The 19651-nt window shown below is 53.7% G+C and carries 15 protein-coding genes; 3 read left to right on the top strand and 12 right to left on the bottom strand.

All coding sequences use genetic code 11. From position 1 onward, the window contains the following. Positions 1 to 39 precede the first annotated feature (39 nt). Both AC5RE1_RS02620 and AC5RE1_RS02615 read left to right on the top strand, forming a co-directional pair. Positions 40 to 849, top strand: coding sequence for an alpha/beta hydrolase (locus AC5RE1_RS02620; RefSeq protein ID WP_006680233.1), 810 nt, complete (start codon positions 40 to 42; stop codon positions 847 to 849). Then, on the top strand, positions 849 to 1997 hold the full coding sequence (locus tag AC5RE1_RS02615) for an adenosine deaminase (protein WP_285069749.1): 1149 nt from the start codon (positions 849 to 851) through the stop codon (positions 1995 to 1997). The genes AC5RE1_RS02620 and AC5RE1_RS02615 overlap by 1 nt, the downstream gene beginning before the upstream one ends. A 41-nt stretch (positions 1998 to 2038) precedes the next feature. Here AC5RE1_RS02615 and AC5RE1_RS02610 read toward each other — a convergent pair whose 3' ends face one another. After that, the gene (locus AC5RE1_RS02610) at positions 2039 to 3169 is read right to left on the bottom strand and encodes a UDP-N-acetylmuramate dehydrogenase (RefSeq protein ID WP_442953378.1); all 1131 of its coding nucleotides are present in this window, start codon (positions 3167 to 3169) and stop codon (positions 2039 to 2041) included. 299 nt (positions 3170 to 3468) lie between these two features. Here AC5RE1_RS02610 and AC5RE1_RS02605 point away from each other — a divergent pair, with 299 nt between their 5' ends. After that, positions 3469 to 4422, top strand: coding sequence for a cation diffusion facilitator family transporter (locus tag AC5RE1_RS02605; RefSeq protein WP_006680236.1), 954 nt, complete (start codon positions 3469 to 3471; stop codon positions 4420 to 4422). Positions 4423 to 4861: 439 nt separating this feature from the next. Here AC5RE1_RS02605 and AC5RE1_RS02600 read toward each other — a convergent pair whose 3' ends face one another. The 11 genes from AC5RE1_RS02600 to AC5RE1_RS02550 all read right to left on the bottom strand — a co-directional run bounded on the left by AC5RE1_RS02600 (position 4862) and on the right by AC5RE1_RS02550 (position 19461). Next, positions 4862 to 5743 carry an ABC transporter permease gene (locus AC5RE1_RS02600; RefSeq protein ID WP_071128852.1) on the bottom strand — a complete coding sequence of 294 codons (882 nt, stop codon included), beginning with the start codon at positions 5741 to 5743 and terminating at the stop codon, positions 4862 to 4864. Position 5744: 1 nt separating this feature from the next. After that, positions 5745 to 6641, bottom strand: a complete 897-nt coding sequence (locus tag AC5RE1_RS02595; protein WP_071128853.1) for an ABC transporter ATP-binding protein — start codon at positions 6639 to 6641, stop codon at positions 5745 to 5747. Next, the gene (locus AC5RE1_RS02590; protein ID WP_071128854.1) at positions 6625 to 7956 is read right to left on the bottom strand and encodes an acyl-CoA thioester hydrolase/BAAT C-terminal domain-containing protein; all 1332 of its coding nucleotides are present in this window, start codon (positions 7954 to 7956) and stop codon (positions 6625 to 6627) included. Before AC5RE1_RS02590 ends, AC5RE1_RS02595 begins: the two co-directional genes overlap by 17 nt. Continuing rightward, entirely contained in the window at positions 7953 to 9137 is a 1185-nt protein-coding gene (locus tag AC5RE1_RS02585) for a zinc metalloprotease (RefSeq protein WP_071128855.1), read from the bottom strand. Before AC5RE1_RS02585 ends, AC5RE1_RS02590 begins: the two co-directional genes overlap by 4 nt. Next, positions 9134 to 10189, bottom strand: coding sequence for a thiopeptide-type bacteriocin biosynthesis protein (locus AC5RE1_RS02580; protein ID WP_083378345.1), 1056 nt, complete (start codon positions 10187 to 10189; stop codon positions 9134 to 9136). Before AC5RE1_RS02580 ends, AC5RE1_RS02585 begins: the two co-directional genes overlap by 4 nt. Positions 10190 to 10191: 2 nt before the next feature. Further along, the gene (locus AC5RE1_RS02575; protein WP_083378346.1) at positions 10192 to 12948 is read right to left on the bottom strand and encodes a lantibiotic dehydratase; all 2757 of its coding nucleotides are present in this window, start codon (positions 12946 to 12948) and stop codon (positions 10192 to 10194) included. Beyond that, positions 12948 to 14567 carry a nitroreductase family protein gene (locus AC5RE1_RS02570; RefSeq protein WP_071128857.1) on the bottom strand — a complete coding sequence of 540 codons (1620 nt, stop codon included), beginning with the start codon at positions 14565 to 14567 and terminating at the stop codon, positions 12948 to 12950. Before AC5RE1_RS02570 ends, AC5RE1_RS02575 begins: the two co-directional genes overlap by 1 nt. A gap of 19 nt (positions 14568 to 14586) precedes the next feature. Further along, the gene (locus AC5RE1_RS02565; RefSeq protein WP_071128858.1) at positions 14587 to 16452 is read right to left on the bottom strand and encodes a TOMM precursor leader peptide-binding protein; all 1866 of its coding nucleotides are present in this window, start codon (positions 16450 to 16452) and stop codon (positions 14587 to 14589) included. A gap of 481 nt (positions 16453 to 16933) precedes the next feature. After that, positions 16934 to 17173 (bottom strand): thiazolylpeptide-type bacteriocin, encoded by a 240-nt coding sequence (locus AC5RE1_RS02560; RefSeq protein WP_205407850.1) that lies wholly within the window; start codon positions 17171 to 17173, stop codon positions 16934 to 16936. A gap of 212 nt (positions 17174 to 17385) precedes the next feature. After that, positions 17386 to 18666, bottom strand: coding sequence for a YcaO-like family protein (locus AC5RE1_RS02555; RefSeq protein ID WP_493938296.1), 1281 nt, complete (start codon positions 18664 to 18666; stop codon positions 17386 to 17388). Positions 18667 to 18729: 63 nt separating this feature from the next. Beyond that, positions 18730 to 19461: a hypothetical protein gene (locus AC5RE1_RS02550; RefSeq protein ID WP_493938295.1), complete on the bottom strand. Its 732-nt coding sequence runs from the start codon at positions 19459 to 19461 to the stop codon at positions 18730 to 18732. Positions 19462 to 19651 lie beyond the last annotated feature (190 nt).

The raw sequence follows: 19651 nt of genomic DNA, 5'->3' as shown, positions 1-19651 counted from the left end.
TTCTGCACACACTGCCTTCCACCTGCCACAATAGAGTGCATGAATATCCAGTATCGTTCCGCGTCAACGCTCGCCCCGAAGGGCACCGTCTTGCTCTGCCACGGATATGCCGAGCACTCGGGCCGTTTTCTTCCCCTGCAAGACGAACTTATTGAAGCTGGATACGACATCGCGTTCTACGATCACTATGCTCACGGCACATCCCCAGGCCCACGTTCGCAGGTTGATGTTGGACGCCTGATCAAAGACCATCTAGACGCTCGACGCATTGTGCTGGCGCACGCACGCACATCAGACCTCTTCCTCTTTGGTCATTCCATGGGTGGTTTGGTTACCGCCGCATCGCTTCTTCTGAACCCCTCGAACGTGAACGGTGCGATCTTGACGGGCCCAGCATTCCGCCCGCTTCCTCCGTTGCCGGCTGGCGTGGCTCGCTTACTGCTTCCGCTTGCGCGCGTTTTCCCCGCTTTGACGGCGCAGAAGCCTCGCTCAGCAGATGACCCTTCCGTCCTCTCTCGCGACCCCAGAGTCCAAGAAGCGTTCGATGCTGATCCACTCAACTACACGGGTGGCGTTCCTCTGATCACGGGGGCAACAATGATCACTCAGGGCGACCTTGTCTTGAAGAATGCTCACCGCGCCAGGACTCCTATGCTGATCCTTCACGGAAACGCAGATAAGTTGGCATCGTTGAACGCTTCAAAGACTTTCGTTCAGAACGCACTGGCATCACACCCTGATGCTGATATTCACCTACGAATCATTGACGGCGCGTACCATGAGGTCCTCAACGAACCCGAGGGTCCAGGCCTGATTAAAGACATCGTCGCCTGGCTGGACAGGCACTGATGTCCCAGTTCGTCGCCTCGTCGCCTATCCACCGATTCACTGACCAGGCCAAACGCGCACGCCCAACCCAACCGAATCTGACTGCCCCGGCGCACCAAACATCTGGTCGACGCGATTTATCGCGCCTACCGAAAGCGCATCTGCACCTGCATTTCACTGGAGCAATGCGCCCGCAGACTCTGATTGACCTGGCCAATGAGCAGGGCGTTCGCTTGCCCAGCCACCTTCTGGCCATCGACCCGTTAAAAGTCCCCGCCGACGGACGAGGCTGGTTCCGCTTCCAACGTTCCTACGATTCTGCGCGTCATCTGGTGCGCTCAGAATCCGCCATGCGACGCATCGTCCGCGAAGCTGTAGAAGACGACGCGAAAGAGGGCTCGGTTCGCCTTGAAATGCAGGTGGATCCGACCTCTTACGCCCCGTGGGTTGGTGGCATCACTCCGGCCCTCGAAATCATCCTTGACGAGGCCCGACAGGCGTGGCGCGATACGGGCGTGGAAGTGGGAATTATCGTTGCCGCATCGCGTATCCGACATCCTCTTGATGCCCGAATTCTGGCACGATTAGCCGCGCAATATGCTGGCGAGGGTCCGGGCACGGTCGTCGGTTTCGGCTTATCGAACGATGAACGCGTGGGCACAACCAGCGAGTTTGGCGCGGCCTTCGGCATCGCACGGCGCGCAGGACTGGCTTCTCTTCCCCACGGTGGTGAACTGCTAGGACCCGAGTCGGTACGCAATGTTGTCACCGCGCTCAACCCGGCACGACTCGGCCACGGCGTGCGTACGACGGAAGATCCAGACCTGCTTCGCAGGCTCATTGACGAAGGCGTTGCTTTCGAAGTCTGCCCGACCTCAAACGTCCATTTGGGGGTCTACCAGGACTTTTCACACGTTCCCCTGCCCGTTTTTATGAAATACGGGGCAACGGTGGCACTGGGCGCAGATGACCCGCTGTTATTCCGTTCGCGACTGATCCAACAGTACGCACGAGCACGCGACACCTTTAGTCTGTCCGATCAACAGATCGCAGACTTGGCTTCTCAGTCAATCAACGCTTCCCTGGCATCAAGCGCTTCGAAGAACCAATGGCACGCCCACATTCAGGCGTGGCTCAACACACCCCCATACGACGGTCACAACGACTAAGCGGGAGCCTCGCAAGCCGTCGGGAAAGGCAGAAGCGGACGCTACCAGCTGATCCCAACCGTGACGGGCTCAGGAACCAAGGTGATGCCGAATTTTTCTTGAACGCCGGCGCGAACCGCGAGCGCAAGCTCGACGACCTCATCGCTGGTGGCATCCCCGCGGTTGGTCAGGGCAAGAACGTGTTTCGTTGACAGCGAGGCGCCGTTTTCGCGCGCTCCATCCACTGCCCAGCCTTTCGTGAAGCCCGCGTGGTCGATCAACCATGCAGCTGACGTTTTCATCATGCCATTTCCGGCGTCAAAGCGTGGGGCCTCGGGTGGGAGCGTGGCAACGGTTTCGGCATCGACGATGGGGTTCGTGAAGAAGGAGCCAGCACTCCACGAATCGTGATCGTTGGGGTCGAGCACCATACCCTTTGACGTGCGCAACTCAAGGACAGTATCACGCACACGCTGAGCATTCGCGCTCTGCCCTTGTTCAATGCTCAAGCGATTCGCGAGTTCGCGGTACAGGACGGGCGCGGACTGATCGGAGATTGTGAGGCGGAACGTGGCTTCGAGGACAACCCAACGCCCGGTCGGACCCCATATACGTCCCTGGTCGTCACCTTCGCGGACTGAGCGCTTAATAATCGACTCACGGTAGACGAGATCCAGTTCAGATGCATTCAAGCGCTTCTCGCACTGTTCACCGCGATCCCAGACGTCAACGTAGGCAAGCGTGTCAGAGATCTCGTGACCGTAGGCTCCAACGTTTTGAACAGGCGCAGCTCCGACGGTTCCGGGGATGCCGGACAGGGCTTCGATGCCCGAGAGGCCTTCGGCAAGGGTCCACTGGACGAATTCGTCCCAGACGGTGCCAGCAGTCGCCGTGACGAGAACGGTGTCATCTGAGCTCTCATAACGAGTGATCTGCTGACGCCCATCTTTAACGACAATGCCTTCGAATGGGGCATCGGAGGCAAGAGTGTTTGAGCCACCCCCGATCATCAGAATCGGGAACTCACCCTTGTCTGCGCTGTCAAAGGCTGCAATCAGATCGGAACGTGAATCGGCAAGAATATAGGTAGCGACCGGACCCCCAACGTGGAAGGTCGTCAGTTCTTTCAGCGTCGTCATTGCCATTAAAGCTCCCTTATCAATTACTGCCTCTATCCTACGGCCAGGTACCACCCACTAGTCTTCGGCAGGCTCGATTCCACGCTTGAGACACATGGACTCACTCAACCGAAAACGCAGTGGTCACATCACGGTCATATTTTCATTAAAACCGTCTACGAGAGACTCTCGCTCACACAAGCGACCTTTTTCCTAAGAAAGAACCAAGTTTCCTAAGAAAGAACCAAGCAACTAAGGTATGACTTAGTTAGATGCACACCTCTTGGCTCCGTTCAAGTTTTCCGCACCTTATGCGCTGGTACAGATGATGGATTCACGAGGGCGTGCTCGATTAATTCGACGACAGGATGGTCATGCAGCACGAGAACGAGCACGCTCATCACCACGATGACACTCACGGTCACACACATAGTCACGGGGCGAATGCGTCACGCACACGCCTTGCGATCGCACTTGGCATCACCGCATTCATTCTGGTGAGCGAAGTTGTCGTCGCAATCCTGACCGATTCACTGGCTCTTCTTGCCGATGCCGGTCACATGACAGCGGATTCTGCGGGCCTCGTATTGGCGCTTGTTGTCGCCCACCTGGCTCATAAACCTGCGACCGACCGCTCAACGTGGGGGTTGCGTCGCGCCGAGATTATCGGCGCGGCTATCCAGGCTGGCGGGCTCGCCGTTATCGGCATCATCGTTGCCGTTCGCGCCACGATAAACCTCGTCAACCCGCCCCAGATCGAATCTGGCGGAATGCTCATCATGGGCGTTATTGGTTTGGTCGCGAACGTCGCATCCCTGCTGGTTCTCATGGGTGGTCGCGAAGCGAACCTCAATATGCGCGCCGCTTTCTTGGAGGTGACGAACGACGCCCTAGGGTCGATCGGCGTTATCGTCGCTGCCGCGGTTATCCATTACACCAACTGGACCCGAGCGGACGCCCTCGCTTCCCTGTTGATCGTCGTACTCATCTTCCCAAGGGCAGCACTTCTGCTTCGTAGCGCCGGCATGGTTCTGATGGGATTTACTCCCGAGAACCTCGACCTTGCCGAGGTGCGCGATCACATGCTCCGCATCGAAGGCGTCGAAGCAATCCACGACCTGCACGCGTGGACCGTCGCGTCGGCTATGCCCGTCCTGACAGCACACATCATCATCAGCGAAGAGGCTTTCCAGGCCGGCAGAAGCGAGCAGATTCTTGACCGCCTACAAAACTGCGTCGCCAAGCACTTCCCCGTTGAAATTAAACACTCCACATTCCAGCTTGAGACTGCCGAACACCTGGGCCACGAGCAGATTGAGTGCTCATAAAACCTTAAGACAAAAGGGTGTAACGAGAGACAAAGACGTCGGATTTGATAACTGCTGCGTGAGCGTAAGAACCCCTGTTGAGCAGGGGCTTCGTTGCTCCAGGCGTGAGCTCAGTGAGTTGTCTTTCCTTTTGCGTCTCACCTCCGAGTAATCCTCTTGCTCGATCTATGCCCCACTCTGCGGCAGAGGGGGTGTGATTTTTGCCTTCCGTTAGCGGGTACCACTCAAAGGGGGCAACGCTCATCCTACATCGGGCCAGCGGACTTCATAGGTCAGACTGACTCTACCGAGCTGCTCTTCAACCCGTCCGCCAACGTACCAAGGGAAGGCCTGCTGCGCCCCTTCCGCACCAATTGAGATAACCGAGATGAGCGTCTGGAGGACGATGATGCCGGCCCTGATGAGTAGCAGAGCCGGCATTGGGAGTGGAAGTTATTTGCTAGGCTACGTCCCTTCGACACAGAAGAGAGATACCCAGAGACGCGCAAACCACCAGCCAGCAAATTATGAAAATGAAAGCGACTAAGCCTGAATGCAGCGTGTTAACCCCGGGCGAAGACAGGAGGCTAAGCACTTCAGTTCTGTCTAAAGCTGCCGGAAGTGAACCAATATTCCCAGTCAAGGTGAACCCGTGCAAGACTTTGAAGAAGCCAGAAGAGCCGGACAACATTCCAATGCCAAGCGTTTCAATGCCGAAGGTCCAGCCAAGACCGAGCATCACAGCACCCAATATCGACCTGGTCAGATACCCGAATAGAGACCCCAAGACTGCATATGAGAAGAGCCCGAGAGTCGTGGCACCAAGGCCTAACACCGTTCCGCCGAAATCAAAGCCGAACCCCGCACCTCGGATAGCAGTGAAAATAGTGGAGCAAATAGCCGCTGCAATAAAAGAACACAAGGCCATAACCAAGGAGACGACCGCCATGGTGACCAATCGGCTAACTCCAAGCCACCAGCGCTTGGGGATTCTTGCCAACAGGATACCCAAGGTCCTTGACTCGTAGTCACTGCAGACCAGGATGGCTCCCACTGTCACGCCAACGGGAATGCCGTAAAGAGGGACAGAAGCAGTCACGTATTCACCCAACACCGACAGCTCGAGGCCTGCCTGTAGAGCTTCAGCAGCTTCGGGCCCGATGGCATCGGTCGCGGTGTGGTAGACGATGTACGGAATTACATAAGCAAAAATCACGATCTGGAGAACCCAGATGAGCACAGCTATCCGAATCGCCGGTCTAAGGGTCGCCGCTTTCACATCTGTGCGAATGATCTGCCATAAATCTGTTGACGAGCTTTTCTGGACACTAACAGTACTCATTTCACTGCTCCTTCTGAGTCATCGACAGATAGGCGGCCTCTAGGGAGTCTCGTTTTTTGACAGCCCTGACCTCGATATCCTCCTTGACTAGGACCTTGACCAGATCGGATGCAGTCACATCCTCCGGCAGATAGGCAAGGAGGCTTGACCCCTCGACCTTAACCTTGACGCCCATGCCCTCCAATAGCTGTGAAGCCTTAGCCGGGTCCCCCACCTGCAGCTCTAATGGAGCCTGACCGTTGAACTGTTGGCGAAGCTGCTCTGGCGTACCGTTAGCCACAAGTTTTCCAGATTCCAGGACGGTGACGGTATCGCAAACTTGCTCAATTTCCCCTAGCAGATGGCTGGAAAGCAAGATTGTGGTTCCAGAGTCCCGAAGGGTCCTTATCAAATCTCTGGTTTCCGCAATCGCCTGCGGGTCCAGGCCATTGACCGGCTCATCAAGAATCAGCAACTCAGGCTTGCCTAGGAGGGCAATGGCTATTCCGAGCCGCTGCTTCATGCCGAGAGAGTAACCTGAGGCCTTATCTTCAGCTCGATTGGCCAATCCAACAAGATCGAGGATGCGCCCACACTCGGCAGTGTTCACACCGAAATATCCGGCAAATAGGGCCAAATTTTGCCTTCCGCTAAGGTGTTTATAGAAGGCAGGCATTTCAATCAACCCACCCACCTTGTGGGCCATCTGCCCGGCAGGCTGGCCGAATACATTAACGGTGCCGGATGTGGGTCGAATCAGATTAAATAGGCACTTCATCAACGTAGTCTTACCGGCCCCATTCCTACCCACTAGCCCATGAATGGCACCCTTTTCTACAGAGAAATCGAGACCATCAAGCGCCACCGTTCCTGTCCGGTAGGTCTTACTCAGACCATGACAGTCAACAACCTTTCCCATTGCCCCTCCTATCGCTTTCAGTAATTAACGACATACTCCACCGAGATAACTCTTCCTGAACTATTTGCCAAACCTTTTTTGCCGACTCGGCATTCGCTTCAGCTGAGCCGCCAAAGTCAATGGAGAAAAATGAAGTGGGCTTGAGCATACGCATTGGCGGCAAGGTGGGAAGAGCATAGGGAAACCCAACAAAGTGCCCAGCACCAGGTAGGCACTCAATCCTCAGATTGCCCGGCCAATCGGCATTCTTCAGCCTGCCAGCAATGCGGTCAGAATACTCTTTAGATGGCCACAGCCCATCATCGTCCCCAAAAATCAGGGTAATGGGGCCCTTGCAGTTTTCCACCTGAATAGTTGACTTTTCGACAGCCTCATCCTTCTTATTTAGGTCTTTAAGGAAGCTGCGCTTCTGGCGCATGGGTTTTCTTCGAATGACAGCCGATAGCCACGAAATCATCATCCCAAATCCATTGCCGCCAGGTACCCACTCAAGAGGTTCCCCGTTTCGAACCCATGCGGGATCCTTGAATGAGAAATTCTCACCCATCCCAGCTTGTCTGATAGATGAGGGCGATAGGGCAATAGTCAGCCCTATGTTGGCGTTATTTGCAGCCAATTCTAGCCCCAGCTCCGCGCCGCGAGACAGCCCAATCACGGCGATATGGTCTCCCAACACAAAATCGTCATTGAGCATATGTTTTACGACACGATCAATATCATTCAGGTTGATGTTGACCAAGTGTGGAGGACGATCCTCAATCCCGAACCATCTGAGAGCCAAAACGGAATAGCCTTCAGACGCGAGTAGTTTAGAGGCGCCAGCCAAGTCGACAGAGTCAGAACCGTGCAGTAAAAGAACGCCTGGATGTGGCAAATCATCGTTAGGATGGGCGAATGTGCCCACAACAGGAGGTTCATGGACCTGACCGCATTTGACGCCATCACCGAAATGCCTACGAAATCGAGTTGAAGCGATGACGCTATCACCGCGGAGTAGCTCAGAATGGTACTCCAACTCGACAGGAAGGTTGCGGGTGAAAAACTTCGACTGATCAGGGCCCAGCATTGACCACAACGGCCCCTCCCCATCAATGCCCTGGTATGTCGAGCCTTCAAGAGGGGCCATCTGAGACAGATCAACCGCGCCGGCAGAATCAGCGTTAACAATGGCTATGGACTCCCACTCTCTAAGTGCGCCATCCATAACGTTAGTTCGAATGGTAACCCGTTCTCCGGGAACGAGACCTCCTGCCGTTATCTGAATCGGACTATCTATTCGAGATCTCTCAGGAGTCACTTTTAAAACTGGGTTCATAGCTTTTTCTTCCGATTGCGTAGAACAAAAAAGATAAATACTGATCCAGCAACAAACCAGATCAATATTACAATTAGGATCGCCCACATTACGCCGACCTTGGGGGCCAACAACGCTACCCACCACAAGGTGCTACCCACAGTCATCGCGGTCATAGCAAGCAGCTCGAATATTGCAAAAGCCTTAACGCCAAAACCAAAATGTTTGTGCGGACTCTTATGTGAAAAGACGTTTACTATCCAGCTTCGCCCTTCAGAAGAAATGTCCCAGACGCCCAGAGAATGACTCAAAATCTTGTGGCCGTCAAGCCCAAAAAGAGGAACTAAATTGATAGCTGTAGCGAAAAATCCAACGTAAAGAACGGATGCAACAACCTCCGCCCCAAAACCTTCCCCTAAGAACAGATAGGCAACCACAAATGGAAATAGGGGGAGCGAGCCAGCCAGCATTCCAGCTGCGGACACCACAACACGTCGGTTAGCTGGAGCTAGGTACACATCGTCAGTGGTCGCATAGAAATAGAACATCGGTATACGCCATGCGAAACCAATCTCATGACAGGCCCCGCCCGTGCCCGCACAAGCTAAGGCATGCCCCATCTCGTGGATGAACATTGAAAAAAGCAGGATTACGGCAATAAGAGCCGCGATTGATGGAACTTCGGTAAACACACGAACGGTGTCGCCCTTCATAGTCTTAAAGTTGAATCCGACTACCACACATAGGGCGGCAAAGCTTAGCAGACCTAAAACCAAGGCTCCCTTGGATATCACCCAAGGACATTTACGCTGGATATTCGCTATTAATGGGCTGGGGTCAAAGAGACCAAACTTTCCGGAAAATAGCCCCCAGTCCCTGGATAACATTCTCTCGCGAGCCCGGGACTCATGCTTGATTCCATCCTCCAATAGAAGGCGCTTAGATCCCAACAGTATGGCCATTTGATGCCACGACTGCACACCTAAAACCTTACCAAATCTATCCGCGTATAGTTGGCTGATTTGATCGAGTTCCAACCCACGCTTTAATCTGTCAATAATGAAGAATTCTCGCTCACCAATTTGGTAATAGCGATCCTCCTCAACATTGTAAACTGCATGTACCGGTACTCCGTCGCGAGCAATCGCAGGCCCCAGGATGACTCCAGGACGAACGGTGAGGTCTAGATTCTGAAATGTCATGAACGAGCCTCAAGGTGTCGTTGCAGCAGGTATGAGAGATAAGTCTCTTCAGGGATACTGATGCCAATCCGGTTATTAGTCATGTGGATGTATGGGATAAGCAGGGACCACCTAGCCCTATTTTCATCATCCGCTACCCTGCGAGTACCGTCCTCACGAGAAATAAGCAAGATCTTGCCCTCGCGAGTGGCCTTGTCCAGATTGTCCCGAGTTCGACGCACCTTGACGCCCCAATCGCTAAGGAAACTCGGGAGTTCCTCCTGACGATCACCAGCGACGAGCTGAATTATGCCAGGGATCTGCTTGTCTAAGCTTTCCCCCATTTTCTCGAAATTAGAGTCGTACTGGTCCGTTTTGGGAGCCTGCTGCATCATGGTGTCCCAGAAAGCCTGATAAGCCTTCAGAAACTCCAGCTGATCTGTCATCTTCGGCAGAAAGGTTGCGATGGTGACAACCATAATTTGCAAGGCCAGGCCAAACAGAACTGAACGCACATGGGCATTAGTGGTATCCAACAAAGTCAACACGAGGTCACTGGAATCCTCGAAATGCTGCTCGGAGATTTCAATACCATTCGGGCCACCATACTTTATGTACTCGGGTTCGTACACCTCAACAGAGGTGGAGTTGGAAGGCCGAAGCGGCATACCGTCGTCGCCATATAGTTCATTCCATTCTTCCTCGGTGCCCTCCATCAGGAACATATCCTTATAGATGCCCCCGACAATCTCCGATTTCATCTCATAAAGCGCAGGTCGCACTTCAAGGAATGTCGCCACCTGTTCGTTAACCATCTGCTTAACCTGGTCAAAGGCTTCAGGGCGTGGCTTAACTCGAAATCTTAGATGCGGACCCTCCTGCCAGTAGCGAATGAAGAACCACCGCTCGATTAGATCCCGGCTGCGCAACTCGTCGATTAATGGTTTGATGCACTCAATGAGGAGCGGGCTATTGTTGCTGGTGTAGAAAATGTAGTAAGCGTACCAATCTTCACGAGCCGGTGGCTCTGGGAAATCAGCTTCGTCGTAACCGACAGGCTTAACTTCTGTCATGATTAACTCTCCTGATCGAAGCGAACCTCAATTGTTTGTTCTGAGACATACCTGCCCTCCGAGTCCTTCAACCACATGTCGTCGGGAGACGGCAGCATTTCCTGGAATACCAACCTGGTGGTTCCCTGACGAATCATCTCGTCAAGCAGCCAGAGACACGAAAGCGATTCAAAGTCGATGTACTGTGGCTTCGTCTTACCAAAACCTGCGGCGCCGCCCTCATCTTTGCTGTCGTCCTTGCCGTCGAATTCTTGCTCCTCTGAATCGGGGTCACCGCCCAATGTCGCGAACACGAAGCGCGGCAAATCGTGCTCCTTGCAAAATCGCTGCCATGCCAGATACCAGCTAGAGGTTTCGGAGAATGACCTACGCTGCGGCAGTTTTGACGGGTTAGTTTTCCAAGTCTCCCTGACTAGTACCAGGCTCCCATGGCATAACCTGGGGTGAGAGGCAATTACTCGATCACCCAACGGCTTGTCAATGCCAGTCCACATGTCTAACCTGGCCATTCGGTTGGTGGTGAACAGCAGCAGGACTCTTTGAACATCTGACAGGGCCAGTGGCATCAAGAAGCCGAGATACACAGGTATAACCTTCTTCCGCAACTTCTCCGAGTATAGGTACAGTTCATTGGCCTGCGAGTCGTAGCGCACACGCAAATCCTCGGCGGGAATTTGAAACTCCTTAGGCCGGAAGGATGTTTCACCTGGGGAGACGATTTCGTATTTGGTCACTGCAGGGTGAAGATTCAAATTGGTCGAATCAACACCGCCAGTCATTTCGGCGAAAACTGCGCCTTCAGGCTGTTGCTCATCCAACCGCTCCGCCACCCGCGGAGACACGTGGCCAGGTCCAACCTCACTATCGTCCAAGACATGCAAGAACCGCGAAAACATCAGACCCAACCCAGAATAGGTCTGATTCATCACGAGTCGGCCCGGATCGGAACCCGCCACCTGAACGAAGAAACTTCTATGGATAGAACCGGGGGTTTCCGGCAGTAACGAGCTGACTGCTTCGAAGAATTCATCATCGAGGTGCATCACCCCGCCCTCATATTCCGCGTAGGCTTTGCGCATCCTCTCGACGAGCTCAACTCGAGCCGCATAGATAGCGTCAATTTCCGGCATATCGAGCCAATTGTGCGGTGGGCCTGGCATTCCATTCGGGCCAGACGCTGTTGGCCTCATGCTAGACTTCAAGTACTCGTCGAACAGGTCCATGTGGAAGTCGGACACGAATTTCAGAAAGTCGGAACATTGCCCATCAGACTTAAAGCGGGCAAGGAAAAAGCCTTTCAATAGAATCCGCTGAGGGATCAAGATATCAAAAATGTCAAGAATTGAGCTGAGCCGAGCCAAATCCTTTGCCAGGGAATCATTCCAGAGCTTATCTGAGGCGACAATCTCCAGCTCGGAAGTTGTCGAGTCCTCGTACAGCAAGGTGCCAGGCAAAACCGGATCCTCCTCACCGACACCTTCAAAGAGCTTAACGAGCTTACCCTGGATCTCTATCAAGGTGTCTCGACGGACAACTGGCTCCTGATTGGCAGTGGATTGCGCCAGTCGGTTAATCTCACCCAACTGCGTTGCCAGCTCCTCTGCCCATGGGCGACCGAGTTGCGACAAAGACTCGACATATCTTCCGACGGGGTCGTCAGCGTGGATGTCCACGGCAAGCTGAGGTGTGGTCAGCAAATCCAACCGAAGAAGGATGGACAGGAATCGCGAGATGTCTTCACCCGTAGCCTCCAAGGCTAGGTGATCGCCAAGCGCAGTTTCCAACTCTCCCAATCGAATTTCAGGATTAGACCCGATTATCGTAACTAGAGCTTGCATGATCTCACCTGCAGACAGGTAGAAGATCGATTCCTGCATACGGTCCAAAGACATCTTTGATTCAGACTTGTCGACAACTCGCCTACGGCGCATGTACTTTAACCGCTCAGACTTAATCTCCCAGCCAGAAACTAGTGCCACCGGCAGGTCAGCCGCATAAGTGCGATGGGTTACCAGGCACTCTGTGATGCGCGGCAGTAAGGCCACGTTCAGGCGTACTTTGGATTTTATCCTAGTTCCGCCTCGTGAGCCTATAAGCGAACTCTGCTCCCCAAATTCGCCCAGGCTGATTGGGGTTAAGGTTGAGAAAGGGCTGGTCTTGCATGCTGCGCGATAGGCATAAGTCAGCAGCGTTCGCCACTCTCGTCGCGGACGTTTCTTGCGGCGTTGGGACAGATTCATTTTTGCAAATTTATCCAAGCCATTCTCAGTTCGAGTATTCGCAAGGACTAGGGCCCCTCGGATTTCTGGCCTTTGCGAAAGCTCAACCAGGTAATCAGATGTAGCCGCCTCATCCGCGTCCACCAGGTGGGAGCCAAGGGCAACTAGATCTTCATAGTCCCCGACTAAAGCGCACCATTCCTCGACTAACTCGGCGAATCCATGACGCTCTACAGCCTTGATGGCATCGTTAGGTTCTTCCGGAGCCTTCAACTTGTGGGCGGTTCGCCGCAGCCGGAGCAGTGCTCGCCTATTGTCCTGGTCTTCATTCCCGCCGATGGCATTTTCCAGAGCGGTATTCAGGACTATTTCGGCAGAGACGAGCTTCTCTTCCATTTCTATGACGCGCCTGACCCAATCGGCCATATAGGGGCTTTCTAAACCCTTAACAGCGTCATAAGGTAGGCCAGTGGTGCGACACATGAAGAAGGGTGTGAAATCAGCGCAGCGCTTTACAGGTGTCTGATTCGGGCTAGTCATTAGGCTGACTCCAACTCCATTTGCACTTCGGCAATATCTAACTGTTCCGGCCCCACCGCCATAATCAACATTGGCCACTCATCCTCGGGGTCCTTCGATTCCACCCGTGCAGTATCAAACAACTCAGCGTAAGCGTCATAGGCGAAACCAAGGGCAGCGCCGCAGCCAAGTTTCAGACTCGCTGCAGCGAGGTAGATGTACTGGCATGCAGCCCCCAATAGGGCGTCCTGAACTCGCAGGCCTCGTGGTCCCATTTGATTCATCAGGTGATCCGGCCAACCAGTGAGGGTGATGACGGCAGCTGTTGAGCCGAAGTCGTAGTTCTTCAGATAATAGGTGCGCTGCTGGAAATCGTATAGGGTTCCTTCAAGCATCAATTCGAGTTTGCCGTCATGATACCTATAAGCACCTGGCTTCAGGCCTTCAACATTATTTACTAGTACCCAGGCGCCGATTGTCTCGTGCGGAGCTAAGCCGGCGAAGTCCACACCTTCATTGGCGCGTAGTCCAGCCAGGAGCATAGCGTGCAGGTCTTGCTGGGTCATTGGGCCAACAGAATTGGATAGCATGCCGAATGTGCTACGTCGAGTACGAAGCGTATCGACGAGGGGCATATCGAGCGGTGTAGGTGCCGGCAAATCTATGGTCTCCAAAACCTGGTGGCCAGACTTCCTAGACGGACTGTTATGAGCTACGGGCATAGTTCCTTGACCAGCTTCCCGCATTTCTCGAACAACTAGCTCATTCCTGTCCCAGCGGAGAAGGTTAACCGATCTCTCGCTCTCCTCACGCTGCACGTTGCCTGTCCACCCGGCACTGATTCGATCCGCGCCAAAATTCAGCGGAACAACTGCGACGGCCGACTCTAGGTCGGGATCGAGTGAGAGTAACTCATTGAGCGCAGGCTCATCGAACCAGAGCTGCGGCTTGAAGTCCAGACCGCGAGAGCGTGCCCACAATACCCATGAGCTGCAGGCGGTACCGATATCGGTAGCGGTCACATGAGGAGCGAAGGTTGAATACTTGAACGAGTTCTTCCAAATCTTGACAGTCATAATGAGGAAGGAGCTTGCTCCCTCTACAGGATCGGGCAGCGTCTGGCGAACGCGGTCGGTGACATTCCCGACGACGAGCCGCTGGAGCTCGTTACGGTTACTGTTCCAGTTATAGATGCCAGGTACTAGACCCTGCTCCCCTGCGCAGACCAGGTAGACCTCCAGGCTGTACAGAGAACCACCACCGGAAGCCCCTCTACCCCAGACCGGACGCAAGTACTCATGGATGTGGCTGACACCTTCGTTGCGGTAGATGTGAAGTTTGCGAAGCTTAATACCATAGGCTGCCCACAACAATTCAATGAGCGAATCGAGATCATAAGGGCGAAATTCAGCCGCCTTCCCATCCATTAAGACCTGCTCAAGGGTCATGTCATTAGTAGGAAAACCACCATGGAAGCGGACAGTCTTTGCACCCGAATATACTTTGTGCGTCCTAGGCTTGTCTTCCCAGTTGGTCTTGTGATTCTCAGGCTCCAAAGGGATCTGAGCACGGCACAAGACGTTCCTTATATAGGCGGAGGCTGCTGATGGCATGAATACATCCTTAGAATCAGTAGTCATGAAGTTGTCCTTTCAGCTATCACGGGAATGGGTGGGGAACCGGGTTGAGATCTTCGTACTTCAGGGGAGCGTCGAACCAGCCTGCCTCTACCGGGGCATTTCGAACACGGGGCATAAAGAGACCACGTTGCATAGTCCAACCGAAATCGATCGGGACTAGGCCCGGAACAATGGTGCTAACAGTGGATAGATTTAGAGTTTCCTGCTCTGGCGAGGTTTGGTCCACAATCAAGGTGTCCAAGCCCTTGTCGGCCAAGGTAGTCACAACGAATTTGAGATCTTCAGCCAAATCTAACGTGCGAGGTCTAGAATCATTCCAATCCGCATACAGCTCATCCAGACTGTGCACTGGCCGGTCCTGATTCAGTAGAAAGTCAGAAGCCCAACGCATTTCAGGTGCACCGTGAAGCAGAGCATGGTGCTTCAACTCCGTGCACTTTCTGTAGTCCTTCATTATAGAATCGATCAATTCCTTATTGGCGATGATTCGATCCTCGAATCCCGGAACATATGAGGCGATTTCACACAGAGCACCACGGAAGGCATCAATCGGGTTGAATCCCGAACCCGCCGCGTAGCACAAGGCCCCCTGTCCACCATCTCGTCTGACCGCAACAGCTGAAACTACTGGGAAAGGGAGGTCCACTCGATTGTCAAAAGCCCTAACGTCATAGCCCTGCATCGCCAGCCGGTTAATCATGTATCGGACATCGTCCTCACGAATGGCTGCTACATCGATTTCGGGTAATGGAGCCTTACTAAACCAGGCTGTTACGAATGCGTCCCGCTCAATCAATTCCATTAGGCCAAACAGTGCGGCCTCTTCGAGTGAGCCCCCTGTGGCACAACCATTGGAACACTCAGCTACGAAATTGGTGTTGGCATCGGCATTGAGATAATAAGAGAAGATCAGGGGAACGAGGAGTGGTCTGGAGTCGCGGAGGGACCAGGCCCAAACCCAGGGAATCTCAAGATGCTCAGTGAATTCAGTGAAGCGGTGGGGCAGATATTTATAGAACTCAGAGGGATACAAAGTGACTGCCCTCGGGTCAATCGCCCTATCCTTGACTGAAGAGTAACTCGCCACCATGGCAGGCTCGTAACGCCTTGGAATCAGGCCACTGTGCCTCTCCAGGCCCTCGAGAATTGCTAGGAGAGTACTATCTTCAAAATTGTTGGCGTGGCCGCTCCAGAAAAACTCATGTAACTCATTGAAATCTCCCCGAACCCTATGGTAGCCAGTGACCATTGCAGTCGAAGTTGAGTCGTAACCCCGTCCGGCCACCGGGCCCAGCATTCCGCAAATCGGGTTAGCGAAAGCATCGGGTTCAATACCGTAGTCACGCACCTTCGTGGTGCGGCTGTCATCAACTGACTCTTTGAGTCGAGGCTGCGGGCGTATCTCGGAGGCATTTTCGGGGCATGCATTCATCGAGAAGCAACGCGGACAGCCACTGTCAGCGATCAAGGGGAAGGAGCTGAATTCAACTGAGTCAGCCTTGAAGCTATAGACCTTGGTATAGCCCTTAGGACTGCTGGGCCACTCAGAGGGCATCGCATTGATGGTGGAATCAATAATCGACTTGAAAGGCTCTTCAGTGAGAAACAGCGGATCGACTGCCAGCATTTCACCGCCAGATTCGAGAGTGTTTCTCTCCTCCTCCACACGTAGGATTTGCCACCGGCGAGCTAAACAAGCGAAGCATCCCCCTACGCCCTCGTGAGGAGGAGTAACTGGAGCGAGGACCACACCATGGGATACGTAAAAGGCAACCACATCAGCTCCGCTGGATTCAACGTCCTCGATCATTCGGCCTAGGACCGTATCGTCCAAATAATTATCCAACCCCAGCGGAACAGGGAAAAAGGATGGTGCGGTAGTCATTCGTAACTCCTCAATATAAGTGCTCTCGGGGCACGCCCAGCGTTTTCCTACGCTTAGACAGACGACCCGTCCTTCGAGATTGGCAGGTCAGGTTGGGACTCTGAAGCCAAACACGAAGGAATGGGCTGTACTGTCAAGGGGTAGCTGCCGGAGGCAAGACCCTCTGACCTGAGAAGCTCAAATCCTGACTCAGGTCGAGGCTTCAGCCTCCCACTGGCGACCTACCAATTACGCGCAGCTGGAGGTTGAACCACAGGAGCAAGAAGTGCTACAGGTCGATGAGGTGCTACAAGAGCAGCAGGAGGTGGTGCTGCAAGCGCAGGAGGTAGTGCTGCAGCAGTTAGCCAGATCCTCGGAGAGCTCTTTCAGATCGATGACCTCGAAGGTCTCAACTTCCAGGTCGGCAATTTCGTCGAGAGTCAGAGTTTCCATAACTATTGTTTCCTTTCGAAGATTTAAGTTTGGTTTTGCTGATAGTTAGTTATGCGCAGCTAGAGGTAGAACCGCAGGAGCAAGAGGTGCTGGTGGTGGAACCGCAGGAGCTGGAGGAGCAGCCGCAGCAGCTGGATGTGGAGCAGGAACACCAGGCCTTCATGGCAGCCTCGTCGAGTTCAACCATTTCAAGGATCTCGAAGGTATCGACCTCAAGGTTTGCGATTTCGTTCAGAGCGGACATTTCGTTCAGAGTAGATACTTCATTCGGAGCAGACAATTTGTTCATTGCGGAACCTTTCTGTTAATATGCGCAGAGTTTTAAGTGCAGTTGGAAGTGGTCTTAGTGGAGCAAGAGGACCAAGCGTTCATAGTGCCCCCATCCAGCTCTAGAACCTCGAAGTATCAACTTCCAGAGAATCCAGCTCAGTAGTGGCTACGTTCGAATCGTAGTTGCTATACATTGACTCTTCCTTTCAGGTAGCTAATGGACTTGCTGCCTTAGTTGGCACCCTTGTCTGGCGATGCGGAGTCAGCGACCAAGAGGACGCGTACAGTCCGCAGCGAGCACAGCGCAAGATCATTGGTGGTGGTTTCAACCAATATCGGGTCGAAGCTCGTCTTCAGTTCGGACACTATTTCACTCATCTTCGAGTCGTGCCTCGAGAAGTCGTGGGGGATAGTTTCGGAGCCTATTGGCAAACCCGTCGTGTCGAGGTCGGTGAGTAGACCGAAGGCAGCGCTATTATCATTGGTCTGCACTCGGCCAACCAAGTTAGTCAGGACTTCCACAACAGCCTCACGCAAAGTTGGGGCTGTCCGCACCTCGGGTGCGACTCCCGGCAAGAACCCCAATACGGTTACCCCAAGACCGGGCTGCGAGATATCAACCAAGGTGTAGGACATCTTCATGATGTTGAGGGTGTTACGCAAGAAGCCAAGATCAGATTCATCTGCGGCGGCGGACAAATCTACTGTAGGCAGATCTGAAGCGGATTTAAGGGCCTTACGCAGCGCCAGATCAGAAATGACCGACAAGATCGCTTCTCGGGCAGCGCTAGCCAGACTACGGCCGGCTCCGGTGCCTACATAGTCATTTTCGAACCATACGTTGCGATTTTCAGGTGACAGGGGGAAGGCCGCGGCAGCAGGGACAGTTATCGTTCCGCCAGACCTCAAGCTGACACCGGCAACACTACGGACAGGGAAATCATCGTGGGCGGAACCGAGCCAGGAAACCAACTGCTGGGGCTGAATTTCGGCCTCAATGTCCTGACCATACTCCAAGTTACCCCAAGTGTCAGCGTGGGCGATGGCCGCGTTCATCACCAGTGTACAGCGAGCCTGAAGAGGAGTATGCAGATTGTAGGCTGACAGTGAGCACCGATCCGGGGCGGTCATGCCAGGCTGGACGATCTGAACAACCGTGCCCGAGGATACCTTGACCGGAGACTGCTCAGAGTCGTCATCTGTCAGCTTGGGAATAAGGCCGGTGTAGAAACCGAGAATCGGCATGTAGTCGTTAACCTCGTCATGCTGCTCAGGACCCTGACGAAGATCACAAGGGATAGCTGCGGCATCAAGTTCGGCAACAAACTCATCTATATCGAAGAGTTCAGGAGTCTTAGCTTCATCTTCGTAACTGAGGGGATGCTCGAGGATAGCCTCGGCGGTCAAATCCATAGTTTCGTGGTTCTGGATGATCAGTCGATTGGACACCTCAGGGTTCAGACACCCAGTGAAGTAACGGAAGATATCGAAGCCGAGCATGGTTCCAAGCATGCCGGCTAGAGTGTGACTTGGAGCTGAGTATGGTAGCAGCTGGCCAAATAGTACTCGCTGGTGTCACTGAACTGCCTGTTCTAGCGGCAAACCGCCAGCCAACCTAGCAAGTACGGTGGCCCAGCGCGGGGACGTTGGGGTGCCCAGGGCAGGTCCAACAAAAGAACGCTGCCCGATAGTCATTGCAGGAATGATGATAACTTCAGCACCCTTCGCCTGCTCTTCTAGTTGGAAGATGCACGAGGCGCCAACTGCGTCGCAGTCAATCAGAACAGCATCAAAGGCATCGAGATTTAAACCGTCCAACGAGTTCATAACTTCAGCTGACTCATTACCATTGGCGTGCAACATTTTGACCGCAGCGCGAATCATCGCGGTGTCACCAACTGCAACAACCCTGGCGTTCCGGAACTTATCAAAACGCCTACGTGGACCACCGACGAAGTGGTGAATCAAAGATATCTGGCTGGCGTACTTTTTGGAAATATTAGCCGGCAGGACGGACTCGTCTTCGGGGTCGTCATCCCGAACCAGATTGCGGTTGGCCAGAGCCAAAACCAGCTTCTCGAGCATCTCTGCCTGAGATTCGGACAACATGGTACGCAGTTCACCTAACGTCCTCTTACCATTCAGGAGCGGAGCAACGGTCTTAAGCCACTTGTAGACCGTCTTACCCTTAAGGACTAAACCCTCATCTTCCCCGCGAATATAGACACCGAACCCGGTGTCACCGAAGATTACATCTCGACGCAACAATGGACGCATAGACCCTGAAAAACCGGCTTCCGTGGACATGGTTTTCTCCTCGCGGCGACAAAATGACTTTGTGATTAATAAGCCCGTGTGGAGTCTAATTGACTAAGTGGGAAGCTGTCAACTTTTAGGCACTTGACGCGTGTCGGCACGAGATACAAGGAGGTGATCTGGGCGGCAGACCAACGATCAGGTAGCGAGCCGGTGCTTATAGGGGAGGTCCTTCCCGAGG

The organism is Actinotignum sp. usb-actsch-rep-73, from assembly GCF_059082735.1.
This window is presented reverse-complemented; position numbering and strand designations above follow the sequence as displayed.